At 68.9% G+C, this 26,505-nt stretch carries 24 protein-coding genes; 5 read left to right on the top strand and 19 right to left on the bottom strand.

All coding sequences use genetic code 11. The annotated features are described in order from the left end of the window. Positions 1–42: 42 nt before the first annotated feature. From JSQ98_RS12685 to JSQ98_RS12665, 5 genes are all read right to left on the bottom strand, one after another. Positions 43–954, bottom strand: a complete 912-nt coding sequence (locus tag JSQ98_RS12685; protein WP_249290833.1) for a phosphodiesterase — start codon at positions 952–954, stop codon at positions 43–45. Positions 955–978: 24 nt separating this feature from the next. After that, positions 979–1,746, bottom strand: a complete 768-nt coding sequence (locus JSQ98_RS12680; protein ID WP_211650004.1) for a tyrosine-protein phosphatase — start codon at positions 1,744–1,746, stop codon at positions 979–981. Further along, on the bottom strand, positions 1,746–3,104 hold the full coding sequence (locus tag JSQ98_RS12675) for an extracellular solute-binding protein (protein ID WP_211650003.1): 1,359 nt from the start codon (positions 3,102–3,104) through the stop codon (positions 1,746–1,748). Before JSQ98_RS12675 ends, JSQ98_RS12680 begins: the two co-directional genes overlap by 1 nt. Before the next feature lie 76 nt (positions 3,105–3,180). Continuing rightward, entirely contained in the window at positions 3,181–4,344 is a 1,164-nt protein-coding gene (locus tag JSQ98_RS12670; RefSeq protein ID WP_211650002.1) for an ABC transporter ATP-binding protein, read from the bottom strand. A gap of 135 nt (positions 4,345–4,479) precedes the next feature. Further along, positions 4,480–5,343 carry a MurR/RpiR family transcriptional regulator gene (locus tag JSQ98_RS12665; RefSeq protein ID WP_211650001.1) on the bottom strand — a complete coding sequence of 288 codons (864 nt, stop codon included), beginning with the start codon at positions 5,341–5,343 and terminating at the stop codon, positions 4,480–4,482. A 126-nt stretch (positions 5,344–5,469) separates the two neighbouring features. Between JSQ98_RS12665 and aspS the strand changes: the two genes are divergently transcribed. After that, on the top strand, positions 5,470–6,813 hold the full coding sequence (aspS, locus tag JSQ98_RS12660) for an aspartate--tRNA(Asn) ligase (protein WP_336662759.1): 1,344 nt from the start codon (positions 5,470–5,472) through the stop codon (positions 6,811–6,813). A gap of 55 nt (positions 6,814–6,868) precedes the next feature. Here the strand turns inward: aspS and JSQ98_RS12655 are convergent, their stop codons facing one another. From JSQ98_RS12655 to JSQ98_RS12630, 6 genes are all read right to left on the bottom strand, one after another. Continuing rightward, positions 6,869–7,450, bottom strand: a complete 582-nt coding sequence (locus tag JSQ98_RS12655) for a hypothetical protein (protein WP_211650000.1) — start codon at positions 7,448–7,450, stop codon at positions 6,869–6,871. Then, positions 7,450–8,631 carry a signal peptidase I gene (locus JSQ98_RS15145; RefSeq protein ID WP_249290832.1) on the bottom strand — a complete coding sequence of 394 codons (1,182 nt, stop codon included), beginning with the start codon at positions 8,629–8,631 and terminating at the stop codon, positions 7,450–7,452. Before JSQ98_RS15145 ends, JSQ98_RS12655 begins: the two co-directional genes overlap by 1 nt. A 24-nt stretch (positions 8,632–8,655) precedes the next feature. Next, positions 8,656–9,330, bottom strand: coding sequence for a SipW-dependent-type signal peptide-containing protein (locus JSQ98_RS12645; protein WP_211649998.1), 675 nt, complete (start codon positions 9,328–9,330; stop codon positions 8,656–8,658). 7 nt (positions 9,331–9,337) lie between these two features. Continuing rightward, positions 9,338–9,919, bottom strand: coding sequence for a SipW-dependent-type signal peptide-containing protein (locus JSQ98_RS12640; RefSeq protein ID WP_211649996.1), 582 nt, complete (start codon positions 9,917–9,919; stop codon positions 9,338–9,340). 159 nt (positions 9,920–10,078) lie between these two features. After that, the gene (locus tag JSQ98_RS12635) at positions 10,079–10,798 is read right to left on the bottom strand and encodes a class I SAM-dependent methyltransferase (RefSeq protein WP_346728794.1); all 720 of its coding nucleotides are present in this window, start codon (positions 10,796–10,798) and stop codon (positions 10,079–10,081) included. Between the two features lies 1 nt (position 10,799). Further along, a complete protein-coding gene (locus JSQ98_RS12630; protein WP_211649994.1) occupies positions 10,800–11,795 on the bottom strand; it encodes an NAD(P)/FAD-dependent oxidoreductase in 996 nt (331 codons plus the stop codon). Between the two features lie 64 nt (positions 11,796–11,859). On the opposite strand from JSQ98_RS12630, the gene JSQ98_RS12625 reads away from it, so the two are divergent. Then, positions 11,860–12,408, top strand: coding sequence for a helix-turn-helix domain-containing protein (locus JSQ98_RS12625; RefSeq protein WP_090146478.1), 549 nt, complete (start codon positions 11,860–11,862; stop codon positions 12,406–12,408). A 57-nt stretch (positions 12,409–12,465) separates the two neighbouring features. On the opposite strand, the gene pdxT is transcribed toward JSQ98_RS12625, so the two are convergent. The 7 genes from pdxT to JSQ98_RS12590 form a co-directional block, all read right to left on the bottom strand. Further along, entirely contained in the window at positions 12,466–13,173 is a 708-nt protein-coding gene (gene pdxT, locus JSQ98_RS12620) for a pyridoxal 5'-phosphate synthase glutaminase subunit PdxT (RefSeq protein ID WP_346728793.1), read from the bottom strand. Next, on the bottom strand, positions 13,170–14,087 hold the full coding sequence (pdxS, locus tag JSQ98_RS12615; protein ID WP_211649992.1) for a pyridoxal 5'-phosphate synthase lyase subunit PdxS: 918 nt from the start codon (positions 14,085–14,087) through the stop codon (positions 13,170–13,172). The genes pdxT and pdxS overlap by 4 nt, the downstream gene beginning before the upstream one ends. Before the next feature lie 122 nt (positions 14,088–14,209). Next, positions 14,210–15,526, bottom strand: coding sequence for an alkylhydroperoxidase domain protein (locus JSQ98_RS15440; RefSeq protein WP_211649991.1), 1,317 nt, complete (start codon positions 15,524–15,526; stop codon positions 14,210–14,212). Between the two features lie 22 nt (positions 15,527–15,548). Continuing rightward, positions 15,549–17,231, bottom strand: a complete 1,683-nt coding sequence (locus JSQ98_RS12605; RefSeq protein ID WP_211649990.1) for a dipeptide ABC transporter ATP-binding protein — start codon at positions 17,229–17,231, stop codon at positions 15,549–15,551. Continuing rightward, complete coding sequence (locus tag JSQ98_RS12600; protein ID WP_211649989.1) at positions 17,228–18,091, bottom strand: ABC transporter permease; 864 nt, start codon at positions 18,089–18,091, stop codon at positions 17,228–17,230. Before JSQ98_RS12600 ends, JSQ98_RS12605 begins: the two co-directional genes overlap by 4 nt. Beyond that, positions 18,088–19,050 carry an ABC transporter permease subunit gene (locus JSQ98_RS12595; protein ID WP_090146468.1) on the bottom strand — a complete coding sequence of 321 codons (963 nt, stop codon included), beginning with the start codon at positions 19,048–19,050 and terminating at the stop codon, positions 18,088–18,090. The genes JSQ98_RS12600 and JSQ98_RS12595 overlap by 4 nt, the downstream gene beginning before the upstream one ends. Beyond that, positions 19,047–20,690, bottom strand: a complete 1,644-nt coding sequence (locus JSQ98_RS12590; protein WP_090146466.1) for a TIGR04028 family ABC transporter substrate-binding protein — start codon at positions 20,688–20,690, stop codon at positions 19,047–19,049. The genes JSQ98_RS12595 and JSQ98_RS12590 overlap by 4 nt, the downstream gene beginning before the upstream one ends. Before the next feature lie 187 nt (positions 20,691–20,877). On the opposite strand from JSQ98_RS12590, the gene JSQ98_RS12585 reads away from it, so the two are divergent. From JSQ98_RS12585 to JSQ98_RS12575, 3 genes are read left to right on the top strand one after another with little or no spacing between them, the layout of a single operon-like run. Beyond that, positions 20,878–23,061, top strand: coding sequence for an FAD/NAD(P)-binding protein (locus JSQ98_RS12585; protein WP_211649988.1), 2,184 nt, complete (start codon positions 20,878–20,880; stop codon positions 23,059–23,061). Then, positions 23,054–23,761: an SDR family oxidoreductase gene (locus tag JSQ98_RS12580; protein ID WP_346728792.1), complete on the top strand. Its 708-nt coding sequence runs from the start codon at positions 23,054–23,056 to the stop codon at positions 23,759–23,761. The genes JSQ98_RS12585 and JSQ98_RS12580 overlap by 8 nt, the downstream gene beginning before the upstream one ends. Next, the gene (locus JSQ98_RS12575) at positions 23,758–24,894 is read left to right on the top strand and encodes an FAD-dependent oxidoreductase (protein WP_346728791.1); all 1,137 of its coding nucleotides are present in this window, start codon (positions 23,758–23,760) and stop codon (positions 24,892–24,894) included. The genes JSQ98_RS12580 and JSQ98_RS12575 overlap by 4 nt, the downstream gene beginning before the upstream one ends. Before the next feature lie 39 nt (positions 24,895–24,933). Here the strand turns inward: JSQ98_RS12575 and JSQ98_RS12570 are convergent, their stop codons facing one another. Continuing rightward, complete coding sequence (locus tag JSQ98_RS12570) at positions 24,934–26,364, bottom strand: purine-cytosine permease family protein (protein WP_211649987.1); 1,431 nt, start codon at positions 26,362–26,364, stop codon at positions 24,934–24,936. Positions 26,365–26,505 lie beyond the last annotated feature (141 nt).

Raw genomic sequence — 26,505 nt, 5'->3', positions numbered from 1 at the left:
CGGGAGCGCCGATGCGGCGTGGCCGCCCCGTCACGAATCGATTCAGACGGAGGTCGGTTCAGGCTGATCGGCTGTGCGCGCCATCTCCTCGCTGACTTCGTCGAGCGAGAGCTCGGACCACGCCAGCATCTGCTCGGCGGTGATCTCGTACACGGTCGAGAACTCGCCGATCGGAACGACGGTGTGCATCACGCGATCGTCGTACAAGTGCACGAGGTTGAACCCCTGTGCGCCATCGCGGCCGCGCATGCCACCGGCGGGTACGTTGAGGTCCTGGGTGTAGCAGGTCGCCGAGGCCACTGACACCGGAACACCCCCGATCTCGCTGAACGTGTTGAAGTGCAGATGTCCACCGAGCACCCCTCGAACGTCGGTGCCGGAGATCGCCTGCGCAAAGCGCTGCTGGTCGCGGAGTTCGACGAAGGAGATGGGCTCGAGCAACGAGGGCACGGGTGGATGGTGCAGCGCGATCAGCGTGCCGTGCGGCGCCGGCGTTGCGAGCACCTCCGCCAGCCAGGCGTACTGCGCATCGGTGATCTCGCCGTAGTGCTCGCCCGGCACGGTGGAATCGAGCGCGATGATCCGCAACCCGTTCACGTCGTGCACCATGTCGACGCTCTCCTCCCCAGCGTCGGAGTCCAGGAGGTGCTTGCGGAAGGGGGTGCGGGTGTCGTGGTTGCCCATGACCCAGATCACCCGAGCGCCGATGGCTGCCGCGGCGGGTTCGACGAGCGCCCGCAGGCGCCGATAGGCGTCTTCACGACCGGTGTCGGCGAGGTCGCCGGTGAAGACGATCGCCTCAGGCCGCGCCTGGGTGCGCGCGAAGTCTTCGAAGAGCCGCTCGAGATTTGCGTCGCTGTCGATCGCACCGTGCAGCAGTTCTGAGTCGCCGACGAAGTGGGTGTCACTGAGGTGAAGGATGAAGTGCTCGACGGGTGGGTGCTGGGAGGTCATTGCGGGGAGTCCTTTCATGGGTGGTCAGTCGAGGAGACGAGCGCGCAGTCGCGCGAGCTCGGTCTCGGTGAAGCCGTGCGCACTGAGCATCGGCACGATGCCGCCGAAGCGGGCGTCGATGTGATCGAGCGTGGCCTCGAGAGCGTCAGCGGGGCTGGCGAGCAGCAGCTCCTGCACCGCCGAGCTCAGATCGCCGAAACGCTCAGCGGTAGCGGCGAGGATGCGCTGCGACCACTCGCCCGCGAGATTGTCGCCGCTCGCGGCGTAGTCCGCGACGACCTGGTCTCGCTCGACGCCCACGGCCAAGAGAGCTGCGGCGACCACGAGGCCGGTGCGATCCTTGCCGGCGGTGCAGTGCACGAGTACGCCGCCCGCTGGAGCATCGACGATCAGGCGCAGCGCACCGGTCAGGCGCTCGGTGCGCTCATCGATCATGTGGCGGTAGAGCTCGGCGAGCGTGATGCTCCCGTTCGCCAGTGGAACGCCCGCGCTGCCGAAGATCGGATGGTGCACCGTTTCCACGCCCGCGGCGACGAGCGCGCTCGGGGCTTCTGCGAGCTCCTCGGTTGTGCGCAGGTCGATGATGCGCACGATGCCGTGCTCGACGAGTTGCCGGCTGCCGGCATCACTCAGCCGGTGGAGTGCGTCCGAGCGGAAGAGGCTTCCCGGACGGATCGCTCGCGTCGACGCCGCGTACCCAGCAGTACTGCGGAAGTTGTGGGTGCCCTCCACGGCGAGCACCGCGGTGGCGATCGGAGCGAGCGCGATGGTGTCGGTCGGAGTCTGCAGCATCAGTCGATCAGCTCCTGGGCGCGCTCCGCGGCCTCGGTCATCGTCGACTCGGCAGGCTTGCCGTAGTAGACAACGTCTTCGATCGCGGTCGCGAGGAGGTCGTCGACCTGCACATAGCTGTTGCCCGGGTAGGAGAGCCACGGTTCCATCCGCTCGAGCTGATCGAGATTCGGTTCGATCAGTGGATTGCTCGCCGCCCAGTCAGCGAGCGCGCCGCCTTCCTCTACGAGCCCGGTGCGCAGCGGCAGGTAGCCGATCTGGCTCGAGATGAGCTCGTATGCGCGGTCACTCGTGAGGAATTTGATGAGTTCCCACCCGGCGCGCTGCTTCGCCGGATCGTCGCTCAGCACGAAGAGCGCCGAGCCCGAGTTGGTCGGCACGGCCTCCTGGCCCTCGAAGGCCGGCATCGGAGCGGCCGCGAGCGTCCATCCGCCGGCTTCGGCGGCCTGCATGAACATGCCCTGGAGAGCCGAAGTGATCAGGATCATCGCGGTGTCCCCCTTGGCGAGGCCCTCCATCTGCGCAGAGGCGTCAGCGCTCCGTAGTACGCCGGCGTCACTCATCTCGGCGAAGCGTTCGACCGTCGCCACCGCCGCGTCAAACCCGAAGCCGATGGTGCTGCGATCCTCGGAGAGCACCTCGCCGCCATTCGATTTGAAGAGGCCTTGCATGCACCAGCTGCCCCCCTTGACGGTGCACGAGATGTCGAGCGACGGCTTGCCCGTCTCGGCGCTCACCTGAGCCGCGACCTCCTCGACTTTGTCCCATGTGCTCAGATCGGGGGTTCCGGTGATGCCTGCATCAGCGAGGGCTGTGGCGTTGTAGTACATCACCGGCGTTGAGAACACATACGGCATGCCGTACGTCTTGCCCTCCCAGTCGGCGAGCACTCGAGCGTTCGGGTGCATCGGGTTCTCCCCGCCGAACGCCTCCTCGAGCTCCGCTTCGCTCACGAGGTCGGAGAGCGGTTTCGCACCGAGCTGCGTCGCGGTGTACTCGAGCGCGTCGAAGGTCAGTTGGGCGACGTCGGGCGGATCCCCCGCGAGCAGTTGCGTCTGCACGCTGCCGACGTAGTTGCCCGCCGCAGCCGCGGCGCCCTGAGTCGGCTGCGCGGTGACGGAGATGTTCGGGTGCTGCTCCTCGAACTCCTCGATGAGCTGCGTGACCGTGTCCGTCCAGACACCGGCTTGGGTGAGGTTGTAGCTCTCGAACACGATTTCGACCTGCTGGTCTTCGGCCAGCTCGGGAACGACGGATGCTGCAGGGTCGGTCGCACTGCTGCCGGTGGCGCAAGCCGCCAATGGGAGACTCGCGGCGAGCGCGAGGGCGCCACAGGCGGCGAAACGTCGGAGTCGCATGATGATGGATCCTTTCGGGAGGAGAATGGGGAGGAGTGCGTGCGGATGGGAAGCGAGAAGCAGACGGAACCCGGCGTCACCCGGGAACTGAAGCGGACAGCTCGGCGCGCGGACGATGAGTCGGCGCTTCTGGCTCGGCGTCCGGTTGCCATTCCAAGCGGCGGCCACTCGCCCGGTCGAAGAGATGGACCCGCGCGGCAGGGGCGGCGAGCACGACCAGATCGCCCGCGCGCCAGGTCTCCGCTCGATCGCATGAGACGGTGACGCGCTCGTCGCCGATCCGGCAGTGCACGAGTTGCTCGCGCCCGAGGTTCTCGACCAGGTCGACCGTGCCGCGGAGCGCTGCACCCGCAGTCGGCACTGCTGCAGCGTCGGCACCATCGTGCACGCTGAGGTGCTCGGGACGGATGCCGACGACGATGTCCCGGTCAGGCGAGGCGCCCTTCCAGAGCAGCGCCTCGACACCGGGCGCGAATATGGCGATCGAGCCATCGGCGGTGGTGAGCGTGGCGTCCAGGAGGTTCATAGCCGGTGAGCCGAGGAATCCAGCGGCGAATATCGAGCTCGGGGTGTCGTAGAGCTCTTCAGGCGTGCCGTACTGCTCGAGCCGACCGGCGTTGAGCAGGGCGATCTTCGTCGCCATCGTCATCGCCTCGACCTGGTCGTGAGTGACGTACACGAAGGTCGCCCCGAGCGTGCGGTGCAGCGCGGCGAGCTCCTGGCGCGTCGCGGTACGCAACTTCGCATCGAGGTTTGAGAGCGGCTCGTCCATCAGGAATGCCCGAGGCTCCCGCACGAGCGCACGCGCGACCGCGACCCGCTGGCGCTGACCGCCCGACAGCTCCTTCGGCTTCCGCTCGAGCAGGTGCGCGATGTCGACGGACTCCGCGGCTGCGAGCACCCGGCTCGTGATCTCCTGTTTCGATGCCCCGCGCACCTTCAACGGGAACGCCAGATTCTTCGCGACGCTCAGATGCGGGTAGAGCGCGTAGCTTTGGAACACCATGGCCAGGTCGCGCTTGCGCGCGGGCATGCCCGTGATATCGGTGCCGTCGAGCTCGATGCTGCCGCCGGTCGGGTCGAGCAGCCCAGCGATCATGCGCAGCAGTGTCGTCTTGCCGCAGCCCGACGGGCCGAGCAGCACGAGGAAGTCGCCGTCCGCGATGTCGAGGGAGATGCGATCCACCGCCGTCACGTCACCGAATGCGCGGGTGATCTGATTGAGTACGAGCCGTGCCACCGAGACCTCCAGGGAATCTTGTTTCCTGCGTTATCCGATTGAGGAAACGCTTGATTCCTAGAGTGGGCGATCAAGGTGAACCGGTGGGGGCCAACCCGAGAACGGACGGGGCAGCCTTCGCGAACTCCGTGTTTCTCAGACCTCGTCGGGGCGAGTGACCATGGTCAGCACCTCGTCGTACACCTCTGCTCGCGCGGCCATCGCACCCGGTGCGTCGCCCAGGGCGGCGGAATGCAGCGCAGAGAGCAGCAGCATCTGCACGATGTTGCCGGTCACCGTCTCATCGTTCCATCGATGGAAATCGGCGCCGGCGACGAGGGGGAATCGCGCGATCTCGGCAAGCTCCGACTTCGCATAGCTGGTGATCGCCACGACCGTGGCTCCCGCCTCCGCGGCGAGTTGCGCCGATCGCAGCGTGAAATTGTTCATACCGCTGTCGCTCACGGCGAGACACACGTCGCCCGGCTTCAGGAGCTTCGCTGCGACGTGCTGCGAGATGATGTCGACCGGGTTCTCGCACACCTTCCCGCTGGTGAGAAAGTGCAGACCGATCGATTGCGCGGCCGCGAGCGATGCACCGTTGCCGACGATCAGTAGCCGCGACGACCCGCGGATCTCCCGCGCCGCTCCGTCGAAGGCTTCGAGATCCAGCGCGCCGAGAGCCCCCTGGATCCCGGCGATGGCACGCTCGAAGACCCGCTCGACCGGGTGGCGGTGCTGGGCGGGCGAGCCCGTCTCGTCCGCCACAGCCGCATCCCTGATCAGCAGCTCCTTCAGTTGCTGGTACCCCTCGAACCCGAGCCGCTGGCAAGCCCGCACCACGGTGGCTGGCGACACCCCCGCACGGCTCGCGAGTTCGGCCACCGACATCGACGCCACGCGATCCGGCTCATCGATGCACGCCTGCACGACGCGCCGCTCACTGGGCACGAGCGAGGGTACGAGCGATTGCAGGAGAGCCCGAGTGCCGCCGACGGGGGGAGCGATTGAGGAGTTCATACCCATGTAGCTAGCACTGCAACATGGACGGCAGGTAGCCGGGTGCGCGTTTCCGTCGATTCCGCGGCGAATTCTCGTGAGACGGCCCCGTACGGCGCCTCGTGGCGCGACGGCTAGACTGTCCGGGTGACTGAGCGTGTATTGATCAAGGACCTGGCCGCCCGCGAAGACGGCACCGTGCGAGTCTCCGGGTGGGTGGAGAAGGTTCGCGACCAGAGGTACGTGCAGTTCGTCGTGCTGCGCGACGAGTCGGGAGCCGTCCAGCTCGTCAACGGCGGCGTGCTGCGCGAGCCGGATCCCGAGAACCCCCGCTCGGACGTGCTCGTGCCCCGCACCACCACCATCTCCGAACTGACCCAGGGGTCGTTCGTGACGGTCACCGGAGAGCTGCAGCACAACGAGCGCGTGAAGCTCGGCGGCGTCGAGGTGCAGATCGAGGAGATCGAGGTCGTCACGGCTTCGCTCCCCGACAACCCGGTCGCCGGCGACTCGAACATCGACGTGCGTCTCGACTGGCGCTTCCTCGACCTGCGCCGACCCGAGCAGAACCTCGTCTTCCGCGTGCAGACCGCGTTCCTGCACGCGCTGCGCCAGGTCTGGGTCGATCGCGGTTTCATCGAGATCCAGACTCCGAAGCTCATGGCGAGCGCCTCCGAGTCGCGCGCCGAGCTCTTCGAGGTCGAGTACTTCGAGGGCAAGGCGTTTCTCGCCCAGAGCCCCCAGTTCTTCAAGCAGATGGCTCAGGCCGCGGGCTTCGGCGGCATCTTCGAGGTGGGGCCCGCCTTCCGCGCCGACCACTCGTTCACGTCACGGCACGCGACCGAGTTCACCTCGATCGACACCGAGCTGAGCTGGATCGACTCCCCGGAAGACGTGATGGAGCTGCATGAGGAGCTGCTCGTCGCCGGCCTGACCGCGGTCAAGGAGCAGCTCGGCGCTGAGATCGAGAAGCTCTTCGGCATCGAGGTCGAGGTGCCGTCGCGCCCGTTCCCGCGCATCCCCCTCGCCGAGGCGAAGGAGATCGTGAAGGCGGAGGGCTACGAGGTGCCTCGCGCCGACGCCGATATGGACCCGGAGGGCGAGCGCCGCATCGCGGCTCACGTCAAGAAGAAGTTCGGCCACGACTTCGTGTTCCTCACGGACTACGACGCGTCGATCCGCCCGTTCTACCACATGCGCAACGCTGAGAACCCGCAGCTCACGCAGAGCTACGACCTCATCTACCGCGGCACCGAGATCTCGACGGGCGCGCAGCGCGAGCACCGCATCGAGGTGCTCGAAGCTCAGGCCGTCGAGAAGGGCATGGATCCGAAGGAGCTCAGCTTCTACCTCGACTTCTTCCGCTACGGCGTGCCCCCGCACGGCGGCTTCGGCATGGGCCTCAACCGTGTGCTGATGCTCCTGCTCAAGCAGCAGTCGATTCGCGAGGTCACGTATCTCTTCCGCGGGCCGAATCGCCTGCTCCCGTAACCGCGTGCACACCTCGATGGCGCCCTCCGCTCCGGCGGATGGGCGCCATCGTCGTTCACGCGGCCGGCGTCATGCTGCACGTCGCGGTCCCGAGACCGAGCAAGGGCCAGTTTCCGACGACCGTTCGGGCCGGGGATATCCAGCCGCTCGGGTGTGCGATCTGCACTGAGACGCTTCTCGACGCCCCGAGTACGGCGTTGAGCAGCGCGCCGCTGAGCACAGTGGTGTAGACGCCGTTCGATTGCGTCGTGCGCAGCGAGGTGCCGAGGAGCGTGTCCACCGCCGGTACGAGTCCGTTCGAGCCGGTGTAGCTGATTCGAGCATCGGCGAGGGCGTAGCCGGCGGGGAGCCGCCACCGTATCGTGAGCGTCGACTGGCCCAGGTTCAGCAACGACCCCACGATTCCGCAGTCACCGCCGTACGGCGCGATGGGCACGGTGAGTGCCGTGAACGTCGCCCGCCCCGACTCGCCGTCGGCCCACAGCGCTTCAGTCTCCTCCGGCGGCTGCGACAGGCCCGTGGCCACGACGCCCAGGGCGATGACGCCCGCGGCGATCCGGGTACGAAGCCGCGCACGGGGGTCCGCACTCAGCGCCCTCCTCTCACGGGAGCGACGCGGGATCACGGGGCGCTGCATCACTCCTCCACCGCCCGTCGTCCGCGGGCGAGGGAGGCGGCGCCTGCCACCGCCAGCCCGGCCGCGATGGCGATGAAGCCGAGCGTCCACGCCGGCTCCCCACCGGTGGTCGGCAACGGTGCGACCGGGCGAGGGCTCGTCGTCACGGCTTCGCCGCCGCCGGCAGCGCGTACGGTGAGTGCGACCATGCCCGATGCCTGCTCGGGCATCACCGCCGTCAGCAGCAACCACCGCTCCTCCGCAGAGCGCAGCGCGGTCAGCGAGATCGCATCCGCTCCTCCATCGATGCGCTGCCGGCTCTCCAGCAATGTCTCGTCCCCCGCGCAGGCGCCGTCCACCCAGGCCGTGTCGCAACTGCGCACGTCGAGTGCCAGCCCGAGTTCACGCGATCCCGCCGCCTCCAGCGAGACCTCCACCGTTCCCGGTTCCGGCGCGGTCACCCGCACCCCCACCTGCCAGGTGACCGGCACTCCGGGGCGCATCGTGCGCATGGCGTCCGCATCGCCGATCGAGGTGAGCGTGATGTGCTCGCTCTGAATGACGGCCTGAGCGTGCGACGAACCGACGGCCTGCGCTCCGGTCGGGGTCAGCGCCAGGGAGCCGGCGCCCATCGCGATCGCGCCCAATGCCAGTACTGCGGATGCGTGATTGTTCGCCGGCGCTCCGCGGGCGTGCCGCGGAGCGCCGGTATCGCTTCGTCGCCTGGGCCAGAACGCCCAGGTGACGAGCGCGGAGGCCGAAAGCGTGAGCCCGCCCAGCACCCAGGGGTTCGAGAACCACACCACGGCCTTCGCCAGGTGCGGCACCGACATCATGACGACGCGCGCGTCGGTCACCGTGTACGGGAGCGGATCCTCGGCCTCATTCGCATCGCCCCGCATCGTGATCGTACGACTCTCCCCCGTTCCCTCGACGGAGGTGACCCGGTGGGTCACGGGCAGTTCGCCGGGCCGATCGACGGTGAGCACGTCGCCGACCTCGATCTCCGTCGCGGGTATTTCGCGGACGACGGCCAACGATCCACTCGGAATGGTCGGCGACATCGATCCGGTCTTGAACATGATGAGCGAGACGTTGCAGAGCGCGGACACCAGCACGAGCACGATGCAGACGAGGCCGCCGAGCGCCGCCACGTTCAGCAGCGTGTTCGCCACAGCCCGGCCCGCATTTCCCCGCGTCATCGTCTCCCCTTCACGCGCGCCCGATTACGAGGTGGACGTTCCCGTTACCGTCCACGTCGCCGTCGTGTTCATCCCCTGCGCCGCGTTCGACGTTCCGGCGGGCAGCGTGACGGCGAAGCAGTATGCGACGGGAGTTGCGCCGCCCGCGGCCAGCGCGGTCGAGCCGCTCCCCGCCACGGTCAGCGCGCTCCCGTTCGGCACGACCACGTTCGTCGAACCGCCGAAGGACGTCGAGTCGCAGGTCTGCGCCGCCGGGATCACGCGGACCCCGTACGTGAGGAATCCAGCGAGGCTCGTCGCCGTGCTGGTCGTCGTGGTCGGCGCGCTGAGCGTCGCGTTCCCGGTGACGTTCGTCGCGTCGGTCGTGCGCACCAGGAACTTCGCGTACGTGGTGGTCCCCGGCGACATCGCGGTGGGGGTCACGGCGAAACTCAGCGCCGCGGGCGCGGTGCTCGGGTTCTCGGTGTACGTCGCCCCGTTGTTCACCGACCCCACGATGCCGAACGTGCTCGCCGTGAAGGTCGCCCGAGCCGTTTCGGTGTCGGTCCAGGCGGCGAGCGTCAACGAGCCGCCCACGCCGAGCACGAGCGCACCGGCGAGCAGCGCTCGCGCCTTCGTGAACCAGTTTCCCGTCGCCTTGCCGTGCCCGCCGCGCCCGCCGTGTCCACCGTGGCCGCTCGGTCGGCTCCTCCCCGTCATGGTCGTCCTAGAGCGCGTCGCCCGAGACCGCCGCGAAGTTCCAGGTGATCTCGCCGTTCACGCCCTGCGGAAGATCATCGCCCGCGGTCACCCGGAAGCACACGTTCTGCACGTCGTCCAGGCTGCCGAGCGCGAACGTCGCCGCGTTCTCATCCGTCCCGGCCGCGTAGGCGGCTTCGGAGCACCCGAGCGTGTCTGTGAAGACGTAGTCGGCGGTGACCCCCACGAGCGCGGGATCGACCGCCTGGCCGATCGTCACCTCGGCGTCGTACGTGGAGTCTCGCTCGAGTTGCACCGCGAACGGCGCGTAGACCACGTCGTCGGGCGCCAGGTTCTCGGCGCCCACCGTGAATGCGAGGTCCGCAGCCTCGGCCTCCGACGAATGATCGCTGAACGCCGTGCCGTCGGTCGAGCCCTCGATGCCGAAGTTGCCGCTGCCGAAGATGCCCGTGGCCCACTCGTTGTCGGTCCAGGCCGCGAGCGTGATCGCGGCGCCGACGCCGAGCACGAGCCCGCCTGCGAGGATTGCTCGCGCCTTCGTCCATCCGCGTCTCGTTTCGGCTGCGGTTTCTCCGCGCTCTGCAGTCATGGTGTAACCCCCCTTGTCGGCGCTCCATCAGGCTTCCTATGACGGAACTATGGTGACAGGGTACGTGAAAACTGACCGGTAGGACAGGTATCGATGTGGGGGGAAAAGACGGATAATGCGGGATCCGGCGGGGAGCGTCATCGCCGCTCCCCGCATCGCTCAGCGCCTCCGCGCCACCACCACGGAGTCGCTGAGCAGGTGCGCCGTTCCGTCGGGGCCGCGCCCGGAGCGTTCGCGCACTTCTGCGACCTCGACGGTCCACGCGTCCGGGCGTAGCCCGAGGTCCGCGAGCTCCGTCGCGGGCGTCGGAAAGTCCTCGTCGTGATGCGATGACCACTGGGGCGCGGCGGCGTGGGCGATGAGCACGAGCCGCCCTCCGGGGGCCACGCGGCCAGCGGCCGTCCGCAGAATGCGGTCGCGGGGCAGCGCGACTGGTGATTGGAAGAAGCTCGCTGTGACGAGATCGAACGGTGATGCGCTGCCGTCGACGCCGACCGGATCGTCGCACCACTCGCCGAGGTCTGCGGCGATGAAATGCGCCCGCGCGAGACCCCGCTCCGCAGCCGCGGCCCGAGCCCGGGCGACGGCGGTCGACGAGAGATCGATGCCAGTCGCATCCCATCCGCGCTCCGCGAGCCAGAGCACATCACCGCCTTCTCCGCTTCCGAGGTCGAGGGCGCGCCCCGGCGCCCAGTCATGTGCGAGATCTGCGAGCGTGCGATTCACCGCACCCGACCAGATCCGGTCGGCCGAGCCGTACCGCTGCTCCCAGAAGGCCACGGGATCCGACGGCACCGCGCTCGCATCGGTGTGCCCGTGCGCTTCGTCCCCCGAGCGCTGCTCGCCAGGGGCGTGCGGACCGTGCTGATGCGCGCCCACCTCAGTTCACCCCAGCTGCGGCGAGCGCGTAATCCTCATCGACGAGCGCGGCATTCGCCGCTGCACCCGCCATGTTGCCCGCACCCATTACAAGGGGCACCGAGGCCGCGGGGCTCACGACGTTCCCCGCAGCCCAGATGCGCGGGTGGCTCGTGCGCTGCATCGGATCGACCGAGATCGAGAGGCCCATCGGGGTCTCGCTGCGGTCGAGCGCGACGCCGGAGAGGAACTGATCCTGCGGCACCATGGCGAACCCCGTGAAGACCGCATCGATCTCGAACTCCCGCCCGTCGGCGGTGCGCACCCCGCTGACATCCGCACCTGATCCGACGACCTCGACAACCCGGGCCGAGACCAAGCGCACGCCCCGGGCCCGCATTCCGCGTTCGGTACCGGCATCGAGCACGCTGTCGCCGCGCGCGTCGACGAGTCCGGCCGTGAACACGGTGACGTCATCGCTCCATTGCCGCAGCAGCTTCGCCTGGTGCATGCCGAGCGGCGAGGTGGTGATCACCGCGATTCGCCTGCCCCGAACCTCCCAGCCGTGGCAGTACGGGCAGTGCAGGACGCTCGTGCCCCACCGCTCCGCGAGTCCGGGGATCTCGGGCAGCACGTCGGTCACACCCGTCGCGACGATCAGAGCCCTCGTCTGCAGCACCTCTCCCGATTCGAGTTCGACGGACATCGAACTGCCCGGGCTGCCGGCCTCCAGGGAAGCGGACGACGTCCCTCCCTTCGTATCCCGCACCCCGCGCACGTCCGCCTCTCGGAACTCGACCCCGTAGGTCTCGGCCTCGGCGCGTCCGCGTGCGACGAGTTCGAGTGGCGGAGTGCCGTCGAGGCCCAGCACGTTGTGCATGTGAGAGGCGAAGCGGTTGCGCGGTGCGCCCCCGTCGAGCACGAGGGTGCGCCGAAGCGAACGTCCGAGCGCCTGCGCCGCACTCAGTCCTGCCGCTCCGCCGCCGATCACAATGGCATCCCATTCAGTATTCGTCATGGTCCCAGCCTCGGGGGAATGTGCAATAATTGCAATCTGATTTGCGACAATGGCAAGGAGCATCATGGATGAGCTGCAGCGCCTCGGGCCGAGACTGCGCGCCGCGCGGCAGGATCGCGGGTGGACTCTGGAGGACCTCGCGGCTCGGGCCGGGATGTCCACGAGCACGCTCTCGCGGCTGGAATCCGGCAAACGGCAAGCGAGCCTCGAACTCCTGCTCCCCGTCACCCGACAGCTCGGCATCCGCGTCGATGACCTCCTCGACGCTCCGGATCGAGACCCTCGCGTGCACCGCACCACGATTCGTCGCGACGGGATGACGATCGCTCCGCTCACGCGGGAGGCCTCGGAGGTGCGCGCGTTCAAGATCACCTACCACCCCGGAGCTCCCGAGTGCGAGTTGCAGGTGCACGAGGGACACGAGTGGCTCTACGTGCTGTCGGGCAGATTGCGCCTCTCACTCGCCGAGCGCGAGCACGTGCTCGGTCGAGGCGAGGCGGCCGAGTTCGACACGACGGTGCCGCACCTCATGCAGGCCGAGGGGACGACGCCGTGCGAGGTGATCAGCATCTTCAACACGGTCGGCGAACGGCTGCACCTGCACAGCACGTAGGCCGGCGCGACCCTCCGCTTCCGCCCCCCCCTTCCCCGCGCCCGCACGCCATGCCGATCAGCGGACCTGCGCGAGGAGCGCCCTGTGGAAGGCCGCGTCGCCCGTGAGCTCCGGATGGAAGGCGATGCCCGTCACCGTACCGAGCCTGCGCCGAGCTTCGCGAGCGCCGATTCTGCCATCCGTGTCGTGCTCGGGCCCCGCGTCCGAGTCACCCCCGGGCGCCGCCGTCGTGGCGCCGAGCACGCGCCCGTCGACTCGGCAAATCGCGCGAGCGCCGAGTCCGACTGAAAGCACCTCCGGAGCGCGGATGAGCGCCGCACGCACGCGGCCGTCCTGCCGCCCGATCACCTCAGCCGCGTCGACCGCGATGTCGACCTCGTGCGACACCAGCTGCGGGCCGAGCGCATTGCGTCGCACGGCGACGTCGAGCACGTCGAGAGATCTCTGAGAGGGTGCCGCATCCCGCACCTCTCGGGCGAGCAGCACGAGCCCGGCGCACGTTCCGAGCGTGGGGAGCCCCTCCGTGATGATCGATCGCAGGCCCTCAGCCATATCGAAGAGGCGGAGCAGCCGATCCTGTGCGCTGGATTCTCCGCCGGGCAGCACGAGCGCATCGATGCGCGGTCCGTCAGTACCCGCGAAGTCGCTCTCGCGTCGCAGCAGCACGACGCGCGCGCCGAGCTGCTCGAGCACGTCGCCGTGCTCCGACACGCCCCCCTGCAGCGCGAGCACCCCGACGACGGGTGCCGAGCGGGGCTCCGTCACCACCCTCGCTCAGCCAAGCGGTGCGGGGCGGGCAGGTCGGCGACGTTGATGCCCACCATGGCCTCACCCAGTCCGCGGGAGGCCTCTGCGATCGCCCCGGGGTCATCGAAACGCGCCGTCGCTCGCACGATGGCGGCGGCACGCTTCGCGGGGTCGCCCGACTTGAAGATGCCGGATCCCACGAAGACCCCGTCGGCGCCGAGCTGCATCATCATCGCCGCATCCGCGGGCGTGGCGACCCCGCCCGCGGTGAAGAGCACCACCGGCAGGCGGCCACTGGCCGCGACCTCTCGGACGAGATCGTACGGCGCAGCCAGGTCTTTCGCCGCGACGTACAGCTCATCCGGGCCGAGCGCGGAGAGGCGGGCGATCTCCCCGCGAATGGTGCGGATGTGCTTGGTCGCCTCCGAGACGTCGCCGGTGCCGGCCTCGCCCTTCGAGCGGATCATCGCCGCACCCTCTGAGATACGGCGAAGCGCTTCGCCCAGGTTCGTCGCCCCGCACACGAACGGAACCGTGAACCGCTGCTTGTCGATGTGGTTCACGTAGTCGGCCGGAGACAGCACCTCCGATTCATCGATGTAATCCACCTCGAGCGCTTCGAGCACCTGCGCTTCGACGAAGTGCCCGATGCGGGTCTTCGCCATCACGGGAATCGAAACGGTCGCTCTGATGCCGTCGATGAGATCCGGGTCGCTCATGCGCGCCACCCCGCCCTGTGCGCGGATGTCCGCCGGAACGCGCTCGAGCGCCATCACGGCGACGGCACCGGCGTCTTCCGCGATCCTCGCCTGTTCGGGGGTGACGACATCCATGATCACCCCGCCCTTGAGCATGTCGGCGAGGCCTCGCTTGACGAGGGGCGAGCCGGTGGTCGGAGCTGCGGTGGACGCTGATGCCTGGGATTCGGTCATACGCACCAGCTTGCCCGGCCGCATTGGTCCGCCTCAAGGTCCACAAGTGCCAATTTGCAGGAGACCAATCCCTCGGCACCGCCGCGGCTCCTCGATAGATCGGGGAGCCGCGGCAGTGTGCCTCAGGCCGTCGTGGGTTCACCGATCGAGAGCATCAGGCGGTTCGCCCAGTTGAAGAAGGCGCCGGCCTGAATCGCGTCGAGCAGTTCGAGCTCGGCGAGCCCCACGTCGCGCAGGGCGGAGATCTGGGGCTGCCCGAAGCGCGGCGGCGTCGCCGTCAGAGCGACGGTCGCGTCGACGATGGCGTCGATCCTCGTCGAGATCCGCGCCCCCACCCCTTCGTCGAGCAACCGCTGCACCTCGGCGCGATCGGCGCCCTGCTCCGTCGCGAACCGCGAATGCACCGAGGCGCAGAACACGCACCCGTTGAAGCGCGAAGCGGCGGCCGCTGCGAGTTCCCGCTCGGCGCGAGGCAGCCCGGCGTCGGTGTTGAAGAAGATGTCGAGGTCGGTGAGCGTGCGCTCCCGCAGCGCTTCGGGATCACGCGCGAGCAATCGGAAGTACGGCATGTGCACGCGGTCGCGCTGCACGAGCGCGTCGTAGTGCGCCTCGGTGAACTCGGCGACCGGCAGGGGCTCGAGCCACGGCTTCCACCCCAGCACGTCTTGCGTGAAGCGTGCTGGCTCGTCGACACGAGGCGCGGCTGGCAGTGCCTCTGCAGCCGCAACCGGCGCCTGCTCGGTCGACGCCCCTGCACGTTCGCGCGCCACCGCGGCGACGTCGGCGGCGAGCGCCGGGAGGTCTTCGGCGCGCGTCGCCGCGGCGCCGCCGACGCTCTCGCGCAGTTCGCGCAAGCCGTGGGCGACGCGCAGTTGGAACGCGAGGAACGAGATGAGCTGGGAGAGCGTGACGATACCGGTGCTGCTCCAGCCGGCGTCGAGCAGCCGACCGAGGCGCTCGCGATCGGCGTCGCGGGGGTGGAGCACCAGCATGTGCGCGTGCTCGAGCGCCGCTGAGAGCCGATCGCCCAGCGCATAGGCGGCTTCGACCGAGGCGACGCTGTACTCGGGCCCGGCTTCGCTCTCGGGGGCGTTCTCCGCGCGGAACGCCCCGTACGGGCCCTGCCCAGCAGCGCGCCCGGCTTCTGCGACGATCAGGGGCTCGAGCCCGGCGCCACCCCCCGTCTCGCGCAGCAGCGCACCGTAGAACGCGACGGCCTCCGGCTCCTCGTGCAGCCGCGCGACGAACAGCGCGACTGCGGCCCGCTCGGCCAGCGACACCTCAGAGGCGTCGAGCGGCACGAAGAGCGCCTCGAAGCTGCCCTGCGCGTGCTGCTTCGATTCCGGGCGGCGATCGCGCGCCCGATCGAGGGCGTCGCCCGGGGAGATGCCGGTCAGTGCGGCGATGACGTCGGTGTGGACGAATGCGGGAAGGGTCATTGCGGTGGTGCTCCTTCTAGTGTCAGATCTCCCAGTGCCCCGACGACAGCGATGCGCCGGGGATCGCCTCGATGAGGCGCTGGGTATAGGGGTCTTGCGCGTTGCTGAACACGTCTTCGGTGCGGCCGTGCTCCACCTGGCGGCCGCGCTGCAGCACGGTCACCGTGTCGGAGATCTGGCGAACGACGGCGAGATCGTGCGAGATGAAGACATAGGTGAGGCTCAACTCGTGCTGCAGGCGCGCGAGCAGTCGAAGAATCTGCGCTTGCACCGTGACGTCGAGCGCCGACACGGCTTCGTCGAGCACCACCAGCTCGGGCTCGACGATCAGTGCGCGGGCGATGGCGACCCGCTGCCGCTGCCCGCCCGACAGCTCGCGGGGGCGACGCTGAGCGAACTCGGCAGGCAGCGAGACGATCTCGAGCGCGTGGGCGACCCGCTCGACGCGATCCGCGCGACTCCCAGTGCCGATGCGGAAGTTCTTGAGCGGCTCGGCGAGCGTCTGCCCAACGGAGAGACGAGGATCGAGCGAGCCGTACGGGTTCTGGTAGACCATCTGCGTGGTCCGCCGGAACTCGCGCAGGCCGGAGCGCCGGAGCTCGGTGACCTCTGCACCGTCGACGCGCACGCTGCCCGCCGTCGGAACGGAGAAGCCGGCGATCGCGCGACCGGTGGTGGTCTTGCCCGAACCCGACTCGCCGACGAGGGCGTGGGTGGTGCCCCGCGCGACTGTGAACGACACCCCGTCGACCGCGACGAAGGCGTCTGAGCCGCGCCCGAACACCTGATGCAGGTCGCGCACTTCGACGAGCGGGGCTGCCGGCGCAGGTGATGCGGGAGCCGCAGCTGCACCGCCCGGAACGGATGCGACAGCGATCGTCTCCCGTTCGACGAGCTTGCCGAACGAGGGCGCATCGGCCATGAGCTGCTTCGTGTAATCAGACGACGGCTTCGCCAGTACCTGCGCTGCCGGGCCGGCCTCTTGTACCTCGCCTCCGCGCATCACGACCACGCTGTCGGCGCGATCCGCCGCCACCGCGAGGTCGTGCGTGATGAACAGCACGCCCGTTCCCATCTCCTCGCGCAAGCGGTCGATCAGATCGAGCACGGTGCGCTGCACGGTGACGTCGAGCGCGGAGGTGGGCTCGTCGGCGATGATCAGCTCGGGATCATTGGCGAGCGCCGCCGCGATGAGGACGCGCTGACGCATGCCGCCGGAGAACTCGTGCGGGTACTGCTTGGCCCGCTTGATCGGCTGATCGATGCCGACCTGCTCGAGCAGTGCGTGGACGCGATCGTGCACCTCGTCGCGACTCGGTCGGCCGTGGATGCGCAGCGATTCGCTGATGCTCTTTCCGACCGGTTGCACCGGGTTGAGGGAGTTGCCCGGATCCTGCGGAATGAGCCCGATGCATCGGCCGCGCAGGTCGCGCCAGCGCCGCTCGGGAAGGCCGACGAGTTCGGTCGACCCGAGGCGTCGCTCGTTCAGCGTGACGCTGCCGGCGGTCACCCGCCCGTTGGCGGGGAGCAGGCCGATGACCGATTGGGCGACCGTGGTCTTGCCGGATCCCGACTCGCCCACCACGGCGGTGACCTCGCCGGCGCGCACATCGAAACCGATGCCGCGCACGGCGTCGATGTGTCCCTGCCGGGTGCGGTACTGCACGGCGAGATCGCGGATGCTGAGCAGCGGTTCGACGCTCATGCGTTGCCTCCATCGCTGATAGCCCGGCTCAGTCGGTTGCTCGCGAGCACCACGAACACCACGACGATTCCGGGAAGCACGGTCAGCCACCACGAGGTGGCCAGGTAGTTGCGCCCCTCCGCGATGAGCAGACCCCACTCCGGCGTCGGCGGCGGCGCTCCGTATCCCAGGAATCCGAGCGTCGAGATCTGCAGGATCGCCGAACCGAGCTGCAGCGCGGCGAGCGCGATCACGGCGGTGAGCGAGTTCGGCAGAATGTGCCGCCAGAGCACCCCGAAGAACGTACCGCCGGAGCCGTAGGCGGCTTCGACGAACTCGCTCGCGCGTACGCTCACGACCTGGGATCTCGACAGTCGGGCGAACACTGCGATCGACGTGGCTCCCACTGCGATCGCAGCGTTCGCGGTGCCGAAGCCGAGCAGGATCACGATGCTGAGCGAGAGCAGCAGGGTCGGGATCGCGAGCAGCACGTCGACCACGCGCATGAGGGTCTCATCCACCCAGCCGCCGACGGCGCCCGCGGTGATGCCGATGAGCGAGCCTGCGACGAGCCCGACGAGTACGGCGATCAACGCGGCGCTGATCGACTGCGAAGCGCCGTAGATCACGCGCGCGTAGAGGTCGCGCCCCGTCGCGTCGGTGCCGAACCAGTGCTCTGAGCTCGGCGCCTGCAGTGCCGGCCCGACGCTCGCGGTCGGGTTGACGGAGGTGAACAGCCCGGGGGCCACGGCCCACGCGAGTGCGATGAGCAGCACGAGCGCCGGCACGAGGATGCCCGGGCGCCGAAGGGTGCGCCACGACCAGGCCCGCGCCCCGCTCGGCGGCACCGCGCGTGCGGCTGAGACGTCGATCGCGGTCATGCGGTCGCTCCTATCGACTTGCGCGCGGTGCGCTGCCTGAGCCGCGCATCGAGCACGGGGTAGAGCAGATCGACCACGAGGTTGATCGTGACGAAGACGACGGTCGCGATGACGACGACCGCGAGCAGCACGGGGGTGTCTCGGTTGGCGACCGCCTGCGCCGTGAGCGCGCCGATGCCGACGCGTCCGAAGACGGCCTCGGTGACGATCGCTCCGCCCACGAGTTCCCCGAAGAGCAGACCGGCCATCGTCATCGCGGGCAGCAGGGCGTTCGGGGCGACGTTGCGCCACAGCAGCCAACTGGTGCTGGCTCCCCTGGCGCGCACCACCGCGACGAACGGCTGCTCGCTCACCTCGTCGATGCTGCGCAGCAGCACCTGCGCGAGGGGCGCCGCGATCGGGATGGCGAGCGTGATGGCGGGCAGAATGAGCGCCTGCAGCTCGGTCGCTCCGATCGTCGGCACGAGACCGAGCTGGAACGAGAAGACTTGGATGAGCACGATGCCGATCCAGAAGACCGGCAGCGACACGAAGAGCGGCGGCAGGTTGCGGAACGCGCGGCGCAACCAGCTGCCGGCTCCGTAGCTCGCAGTGAACGCGATGACGACCGCCAGGAAGACGGCGAGGATCAGCGCGACCACCGCGAGCGTGAGCGTCGACGGCAGCGCCTCGGCGAGGAGAGTGGAGACCGCCGCCCCGCTCTGCACGGAATACCCGAGGTCCCCCTGCAGGAACGCCCCGACCGAGTCGAAGAACCGCACGAGGAATGGGCGATCCACCCCGTAGCTCGCCCGAATGTCGGCGAGCTGCTCGGCTGAGAGCCCGAGGTCGGGGTTGCCGAAGCGTGCCATCACCGCGTCGCCCGGCAGCGCCGCGAGCAGCACGTAGGCGGCGGTGTACGCGAGCGCGAGGACCAGGATCGCCTGGCCGACGCGTCGCAGCAGCGCCGCCCGACTCACTTGCCGAGCTGCACGTCGTAGAAGGAGGGCCTGCCGATCGACTCGGTGGCGAAGCCCTGCACGGAGGCCTGGAGCCCGAAGACCTGGGGCTCCTCGAAGAGCGGCAGCACGTAGGCCTGCTCGGCGATGCGCTGCTGCGCCTTCGCGGATGCGGCGGCGCGCTCCTCAGCCGTCGGTACGGAGGCGATCTCGGCGAGCGCGGCGTCCAATTCGGGGTCGTGGATGGTCCCGGACTCCGTATCGAGGTTCAGGTTCGCGTTGCGGTTCGTCGAGTAGATCTGCGACTTCAGCACGTCGTAATCCGCGCGGCCGACCATGGAGTGGTAGACCTGGATCGTGTCGGCGTCGAGTCGCGCCTCGTCTTGCGCGGCCTGATCGCCCGGGAAGAGCTCGACCTCGATCCCGAGCTCTGCGAGCTGCTCCTGAATGAGGGTGACGACCTCCTTCGAGCGAGGCTGCGGCAGCGCTTCGTTGAAGGTGATCGAGAGGCGCTCGCCGTCCTTCTCACGAATGCCGTCCGACCCCGGCGCCCAGCCGGCCTCATCGAGCAGCTGCTCCGCCTTCGCCGGGTCGTACTCGTAGAACTCGGAAGTATCCGTGTACCCGAGAGCGGTCTCCGCGAGGATGCCGGTGGCGAGCGGGTAGTTCTCGGTGAAGAGGGTGCTCACGATCGCCTCGCGGTCGATGCCCGCGATGATCGCCTGTCGCACCTTGATGTCGGTGAGCGGGGCGTGGGCGAAGCGGAAGCTGAGGCTGTTGTTCACTCCATTCGTGGCGGCGTGCACGAGCGCCAGGTTGTCGCCGGCGAACTGCGCCTCGTCGGGTGCTGGAATCGATCGAGCGATCTGCGCCTGACCCGAGGTGACCGTGCCGACGCGCACACTCGACTCGCCGGCGACGATGATGTTCACGGCATCGAGGTGGGCGCGACCTTCGTGCTCGCGCGACTCCGGCGCCCAGTCGTAGTCCTCGCGCACCGCCAGGTCGGTCTGCTTGCCGATCTGCTCGTCCGAGATCACGAACGGTCCGCTGCCGATGATCTCGGTGGCATTGCCCGGCCCGAACTCCTCGTTCGTGCGGTCGAGGCTCGCGTTCGCGAGCAGGCCGGAGTTGATCGTCGACGTCGCCTGCGCGAAGCCAGGAGACGGGGCGGTGAAGAAGAACTTCACCGTGTACTCGTCGATCGCCTCACCGTGGTCGTAGTTGTTGATGGCCTCGGAGATCGACAGCGCGCGGTCGGTGTCGCCCTTGCCGTAGAGATCGAAGTTCTTGACGACGTTCTCCGCGTCGAGCGGTGTGCCGTCGGAGTAGGTCACTCCCTCGCGGAGCTTGAACGTGTACTCCGTCGCATCCGCGTTCACCTCGGGCAGTTCGCTCGCGATCCACGGCTCGAGCTCGAGCGTCTCGGGGTTCTGGTAGAGCAGGCGATCCGTCACCTGGTTGACCACGCCGCCGTTCGGGTAGAAGCCCGCGGCCGGCGGGTAGAGCGTGTTCCAGGTCTGCGGTTCGAGGTAGGTGAGCGTGCCGCCCTCCTGCGCCGCGCCGTCGCCGGAGCCGCCGCCAGCGTTCGCCGAGCACCCGGTGAGCGCCATCGCGGCTACTGCCATCGTGGCGATCCAGGCGATGCGGTGCTTCTTCATGGTGCTCCTTCTGCGAACTCGTGAATCTGTGGTGCTGTCTCTGCGTCATGATGCAGGCAACCCGGCTAATGTTATAGCTCTCATAAGCTAGCGGAAATCCTCGGTGTCACAGAACTTCATGAACTCCTCGCGTCATAAACGGTCATCCGATCAGACATCCGGGCCCCCGGCCGCGTATAACGGAACCATGACCCCTCTGCCGACGATCGCCATCATCGGAGTCGGGCCGCGCGGCACGTCGCTCGTCGAGCGCATCGGAGCCCACCTGCACGCAGCCGCCTCCGAGCCCGACACCGCGGGCACTGGCGGCGCCGCACCCGCGCGCGACCTCGAACTGCACCTCATCGAGGAGACGGCATTCGGCGCCGGGCGCATCTGGCGCACCGACCAGACCCGCGAGCTCTGCATGAACACCCTCGCCGACGCCGTGACGCTCTTCACCGAGCCCGGCGGCTCCATCACGGGTCCGGTCCGCGTCGGCCCCACACTCTACGAATGGGGGCTGCTGGCGCTCGCAACGCAGCCGACGAACGAGTCGGCGACGCGCACGACGGTTTCGGATGCGCTCGCCGCGGCGATCGACCGCATTCCGGCGGCGCACGCTGCGGTGGTCGACGCCCACCCGATCCGACCCGGATTCGCCGATGCGTACCGCCGCGAGCTCGAGGCGTTCCGCCCGGAGTCGCACCCGAGCCGAGCACTCTACGGCGAGTACCTGGAGTGGTGCCTCGAGCGAGCGATCGCAGAGCTGCCCGATGGCGTGCGCGTGATTCGCCACCGCGAGCGCGCCGTGAGCGTGGCCCAGGGCGATGCAGGGCGGCAGCGCATCGGCCTGCGCGACGGCGGTGCGGTCGAAGCGGACGCCGTCGTGCTCGCGACCGGGTGGCTGCCGACCACCGAGACAGCGGAAGAACGCGAGTTCACAGCAGTACTCGCCGAGCGACCCGAACTGTCGTGGGTGCGGCCGGCGAGTCCCGTCGAGCAGGACCTGAGCGGAGTGAGTTCGGGAGAGCACGTGATCGTGCGCGGAATGGGCATGGGGTTCTTCGACACCATGGCGCTGCTCACGCTCGGGCGCGGCGGCGAGTTCGTCGCCGACGCGCGGGCGCGCGGCGGGCTGCGCTACGAGCCCTCGGGGCGCGAGCCCGTGCTGCATGTGACCTCGGGGCGCGGAGTCCCGTTCCGCGCGAAGACGCTCTACGGTTCGCTCCCCCCGCGACCAGAGCAGCGCTTTCTCGCCGGCGTCGACTGGGCGACGGCACCTCGACCCATCGACTTCGACCGCGAGTTCTGGCCGCGCATCGTCGCCGATGCGCACTTCGATCACTACCGCACACTGCGACGCGTGCGGCCGGACGCGACGTCGGGCACTGCCGATGACGTCGAGTCGGTGATCGCCGCCGCGATCCAGCCGCATCTCGCCGCTGATGCAGATGCGAACCCCGCCTCGGATCGCGACGCCGCTGATGCAGATGCGCTCGAAGCGGTCGCCCAGGACGTGGCCGACGCGGTGGCGCCGTTCATCGCGGATGCCGCCGACCGACTCGATCTGCTCGGCGAGATGCGCCCGGTGCGACACGTCTTCGACAGCGCGGAAGCCTTCGACGCCTGGGTGACGCGACGCGTGTCCCATGATCTCGATGAGGCCGCGCTGGGTCGCGACAGCGCCTGGAAGGCGGGGCTCTGGTCGGTGAGCTCTGCGCGGGGGGTCGCCAACCGCGTGGGTTCGCTCGGAGGCTTCGACGCCGAATCGAGAGCCTCGGGATTCGCGATGCTCATGGCCGTCGGCGGCATGGCAGGATCCGGACCGCCCGCGTTCCGCAACCGCCAGCTGCTGGCGCTCGCCGAGGCCGGGTTCGTGCGCTTCATCGGCCCGAGGGCCCGTGTCGCCATCTCCGACGCGGGGTTCACGGCCGCGTCGCCGTGCGTGACCGATTCACAGGTGACCGCTGCGACACTCATCGATTCCTGGATGCACTTCCATCGCCTCGCCGACAGCTCCGACCCGCTCGCGCTCGGCCTGGTCGCAGCCGGGCGAGCGCGGCCGTTCCGCATCAGCGCGCGATCCGGGGAACCCCGTGAGACCGGCGCCTTCGACATCGATCCGGCGACCGGGCTGCTCGTGCACGCCGACGGCTCGCTCGACGACGCGGTGCACGTCGCCGGCATTCCGGTCGATGCGGCGCTCCACGACACGGTGATCAGCCCGATGCCGGGAACCGATCCTCCGATGCTGCGCGAGACCGATCGCGTGGCGCGCAGTCTCATCGTCGTCGCCCGGCGGGCCCGATCCGGGCTCTCGCCGAGCCGCGGCGCGGCCGCAGACTCCCCCGCGCATCCCCGACCACTCGAAGGAGCCCACCGTGTCTGACCACCGTTTGAACGACCGCCCCATCGCTCTCGTCACGGGTGCTTCCGGCGGCATGGGGCGCGAGATCGTTCGCGACCTCACCCGCACCCATCGCGTCATCGCCGTCGGGCGCAACGCCGGGCGTCTCGACGCGGTCGTCGCGGAGACCGGCGCCACCGCGTGGCAGCTCGACGTCACCGACCACGAAGCGTTCTCGCGCAGGATCGCCGACCTCGACCGACTCGACGTGCTCGTGCACGCTGCGGCGATCGGCGAGCATCTCTCAGTCGAGACAGCCGACGCATCGGCCTGGGAACGTCATTTGGCCAGCAATGTGACCGGGCCCGCGCTCATCACCCGCGCGGCGCTCCCCCTCCTGCGCGCCGCCGCTGCCACCGTCGTCTTCATCGGTTCGGGCGCGGGCACCCGTCCGGTCGCGGGCAGCGCCGTCTACACCGCGTCGAAGCACGCTCTGCGCGGCTTCGCCGACGTCCTGCGCATCGACGAAGAACCGCACCGGGTGCGCGTCGTCACGATCGCTCCCGGGCAGACGGACACTGACATGCTGCGCGCCGGCATCCCGGCGGATCAGTACCGGCCCGAGCGATACATCCGCCCGCAGTCCGTCGCGGAGACCGTGCGCTTCGTCGTCGACGCTCCCGCAGACGTCCAGCTCACCGACATCGCCGTACGCCCGCGACAAGAGATCGCACGACTGTGAGCGAGCCCACCGACCACCTCGTGATCGGCGGCGGCGCCATGGGCCTCGCCACGGCTCGGCAGCTCGCCTCCCGCGGAGCGAGCGTGCGTCTGCTCGAACGCTTCGAAGCGCACCACACTCGCGGCGCGTCGCACGGCTCGACGCGCAACCTCAACAACGCGTACGACGAGCCCGCGTACCTCGACCTCTTCGACGAGGCGACCACGCTGTGGCGCGCGCTCGAATCCGAGACCCGCACCGAGCTGCTCGGCCTCCACGGACTCGTGACGCACGGAGACGAGAGCGTGGTCGCGTCCGCACACGATGCGCTCGTCGCGCGCGGAGCTGCGGTGTCGCTGCTCTCGGCCGACGAGGCGGGCGCCCGCTGGCCGGGGATGCGCTTCGCAGGCGGCGCGCTGTTCAGCGCGGAAGCCGGCATCGTGCACGCCGCACGTGCGCTCGCAGCGCTCGAGATGAGCGCGATCCGCCACGGGGCGATCGTGGAGCGCGGCGAACAGGTGCTGCGCATCGAGCCGAGCGCGAACGACGCCCGGGTGCGCGTGACGAGCCGCGGCCGCGAGGGCGGCATCCGCGAGCTGGTCGCCGACCATGTGACCGTCGCCGCCGGCGCGTGGACGGCGCCGCTGCTCGACGGCCTGATCGAACTGCCGTCGCTCACCGTCACCGAGGAGCATCCGGCACATTTCGCGCCGCGATCGGCGTCGATCCCGTGGCCGTCGTTCAACCATCTGCTGCCGCCCGAGCTGCTGGCGAGCTTCGCCGCTCCCGTCTACGGGATGCCGAGCCCCGGCGAAGGCGTGAAGGTCGGTTTCCACAGGGTCGGCGAGACCGTCGACCCCGACGCCCGCACGTTCCGCGCGAGCGATGCCCAGCGCGCGACGCTGCGGCGGTACGTCACCGAATGGTTCCCGGGGCTCGACGCGGACTCGCCGACCGAGATCAGTTGCACGTACACCTCGACCGACTCGGGGAGATTCGTGCTCGACACGGTCGGCCCGATCACCGTGGGTGCGGGGTTCTCCGGCCACGGGTTCAAGTTCACACCCGCGATCGGTCGCGTGCTCGCCGACGCGGCGATGGGGCACTCGACTCCGCCCGAGTTCTTCCGGCTGGCAGCCCACGGGGCCCGGTAACCGCCGGTTTCCCGCCGAACCCCTGTGGGCGCGCCGCGCTCAGGCGGAGCCGGTGCGCGACTCCGAGGCCGACGCCGAGCCCTGCTCGAGCGTGCGGCGTTGCGCGCGGCGGCGTACGAGCAGCAGGTAGACCGCTGCCGTCACCGCGAAGCCGACGAGCCAGGCGATGTCGATGCCCTGCAGCGGTTCGGCGAGGGGCCCGGTGAACAGCGGGGTGATCATGAACGGGACCTGTGCGAGCAGTCCGATCCCGTAGCTCGAGAGCCCCACCGCATTCCACTTGCCGTAGCGGCCACCGGTCGGATCGAAGAGATCCGCGACCACGTAGTGCCCCTTCTGCACGATGAAGTAATCGGCGAGATTGATCGCCGACCACGGAATCAGCACGTACAGCAGCAGCGTCAGGAAGCTCTCGAACATCGTCATGAAGTCCCCCTGACCCAGAATCGCGATGAGGGTGGCGAGTACGCCGCAGACAATCGTGGTCCAGACCCGAGTGCCGGAGGTGATGACGGTCTTGAAGTTCGATTGCATCACCGTGAGCGCGTTCATCACTGCCGAGTACAGCTCGACGCCGTTGATGAGCGCTGAACTGACCGCGAAGATGATGAGCACGACCATGCCGACCGGGCCGAGGAAGTCGCCGAGGGCCGCGAGCGGGTTCTCCGGGTTCGCGGCTCCGAGCAGCACACCGAGCGTCATCACGAACACCGAGCTGACCACGAGCCCCAGGTACGTGCTCCAGAACGCGGTCTTCGGTCCGGTCGCCTTCGGCAGGTACCGCGAGTAGTCGGAGACGTACGGCGCATACGCGAGCTGCCAGACGATGCCGATCGCGAGCATGGCGAAGAAGCCCTCGTAGGTGAACGCGGCTTCCGCCGGCTGCGAGGTCACCTCTGGCTTCGTCCAGAACATGATCATCGACACGGTGACCGCGACCGCGATCACGATCGACAACCACACCATCGTCTTGCGCAGCAGGTCGTAGCCGAAGACGCAGAGCGCGATCCCGATCGCAGCGAAAGCGAGGATCGCGACCGTCCCGTTGAAGTCGGGGAAGACCGCCGCGAGCGCATCTTTCGCGACGATCAGGATGCTCGCGAAGAACCCCATGAACATCACGAATGCGATCAGCGCGAAGAGGCTCGCTCCGAGATATCCGAATTGCGCGCGAGCCTGCAGCATCTGCGGGATCCCGAGATGCGGCCCCTGCGAGGCGTGCAGGGCGGAGCCGAACGCGCCGATCACGTTCCCCGCGAGAATCGCGACGATGCTCCACCCGATCGGCAGCCCGTACGCGCCACTCGCGACGGCACCGGTGACCACGGTGAGAGGCATCATGTTCAGCCCGACCCAGATCGCGAAGAGCGACCAGTTCGTGCCCGTCCGCTCGTTCTCGGGAATGGGCATGATGTGCTGTTGTTCGAATCGCACGAATGTCTGCGTGACCACGGGTGGTTCCTGCGTCATGGTTCTCTCCTTTGAGGCTTCGCCGCGCGGGAACCGTCCCGAGCAGCACAGGATCGCCCCCGCTGTCCGCGTGAGGCGTGAAGGGCGGCTCGGATCGAGCATCCACGATGATGCTCGGCCGAGCCGCCCGCGAACGCAGCC

Origin of the sequence: Leucobacter manosquensis (assembly GCF_018304845.1) — a bacterium.
In the GTDB taxonomy this organism is placed as follows: domain Bacteria; phylum Actinomycetota; class Actinomycetes; order Actinomycetales; family Microbacteriaceae; genus Leucobacter; species Leucobacter alluvii.
This window is presented reverse-complemented; position numbering and strand designations above follow the sequence as displayed.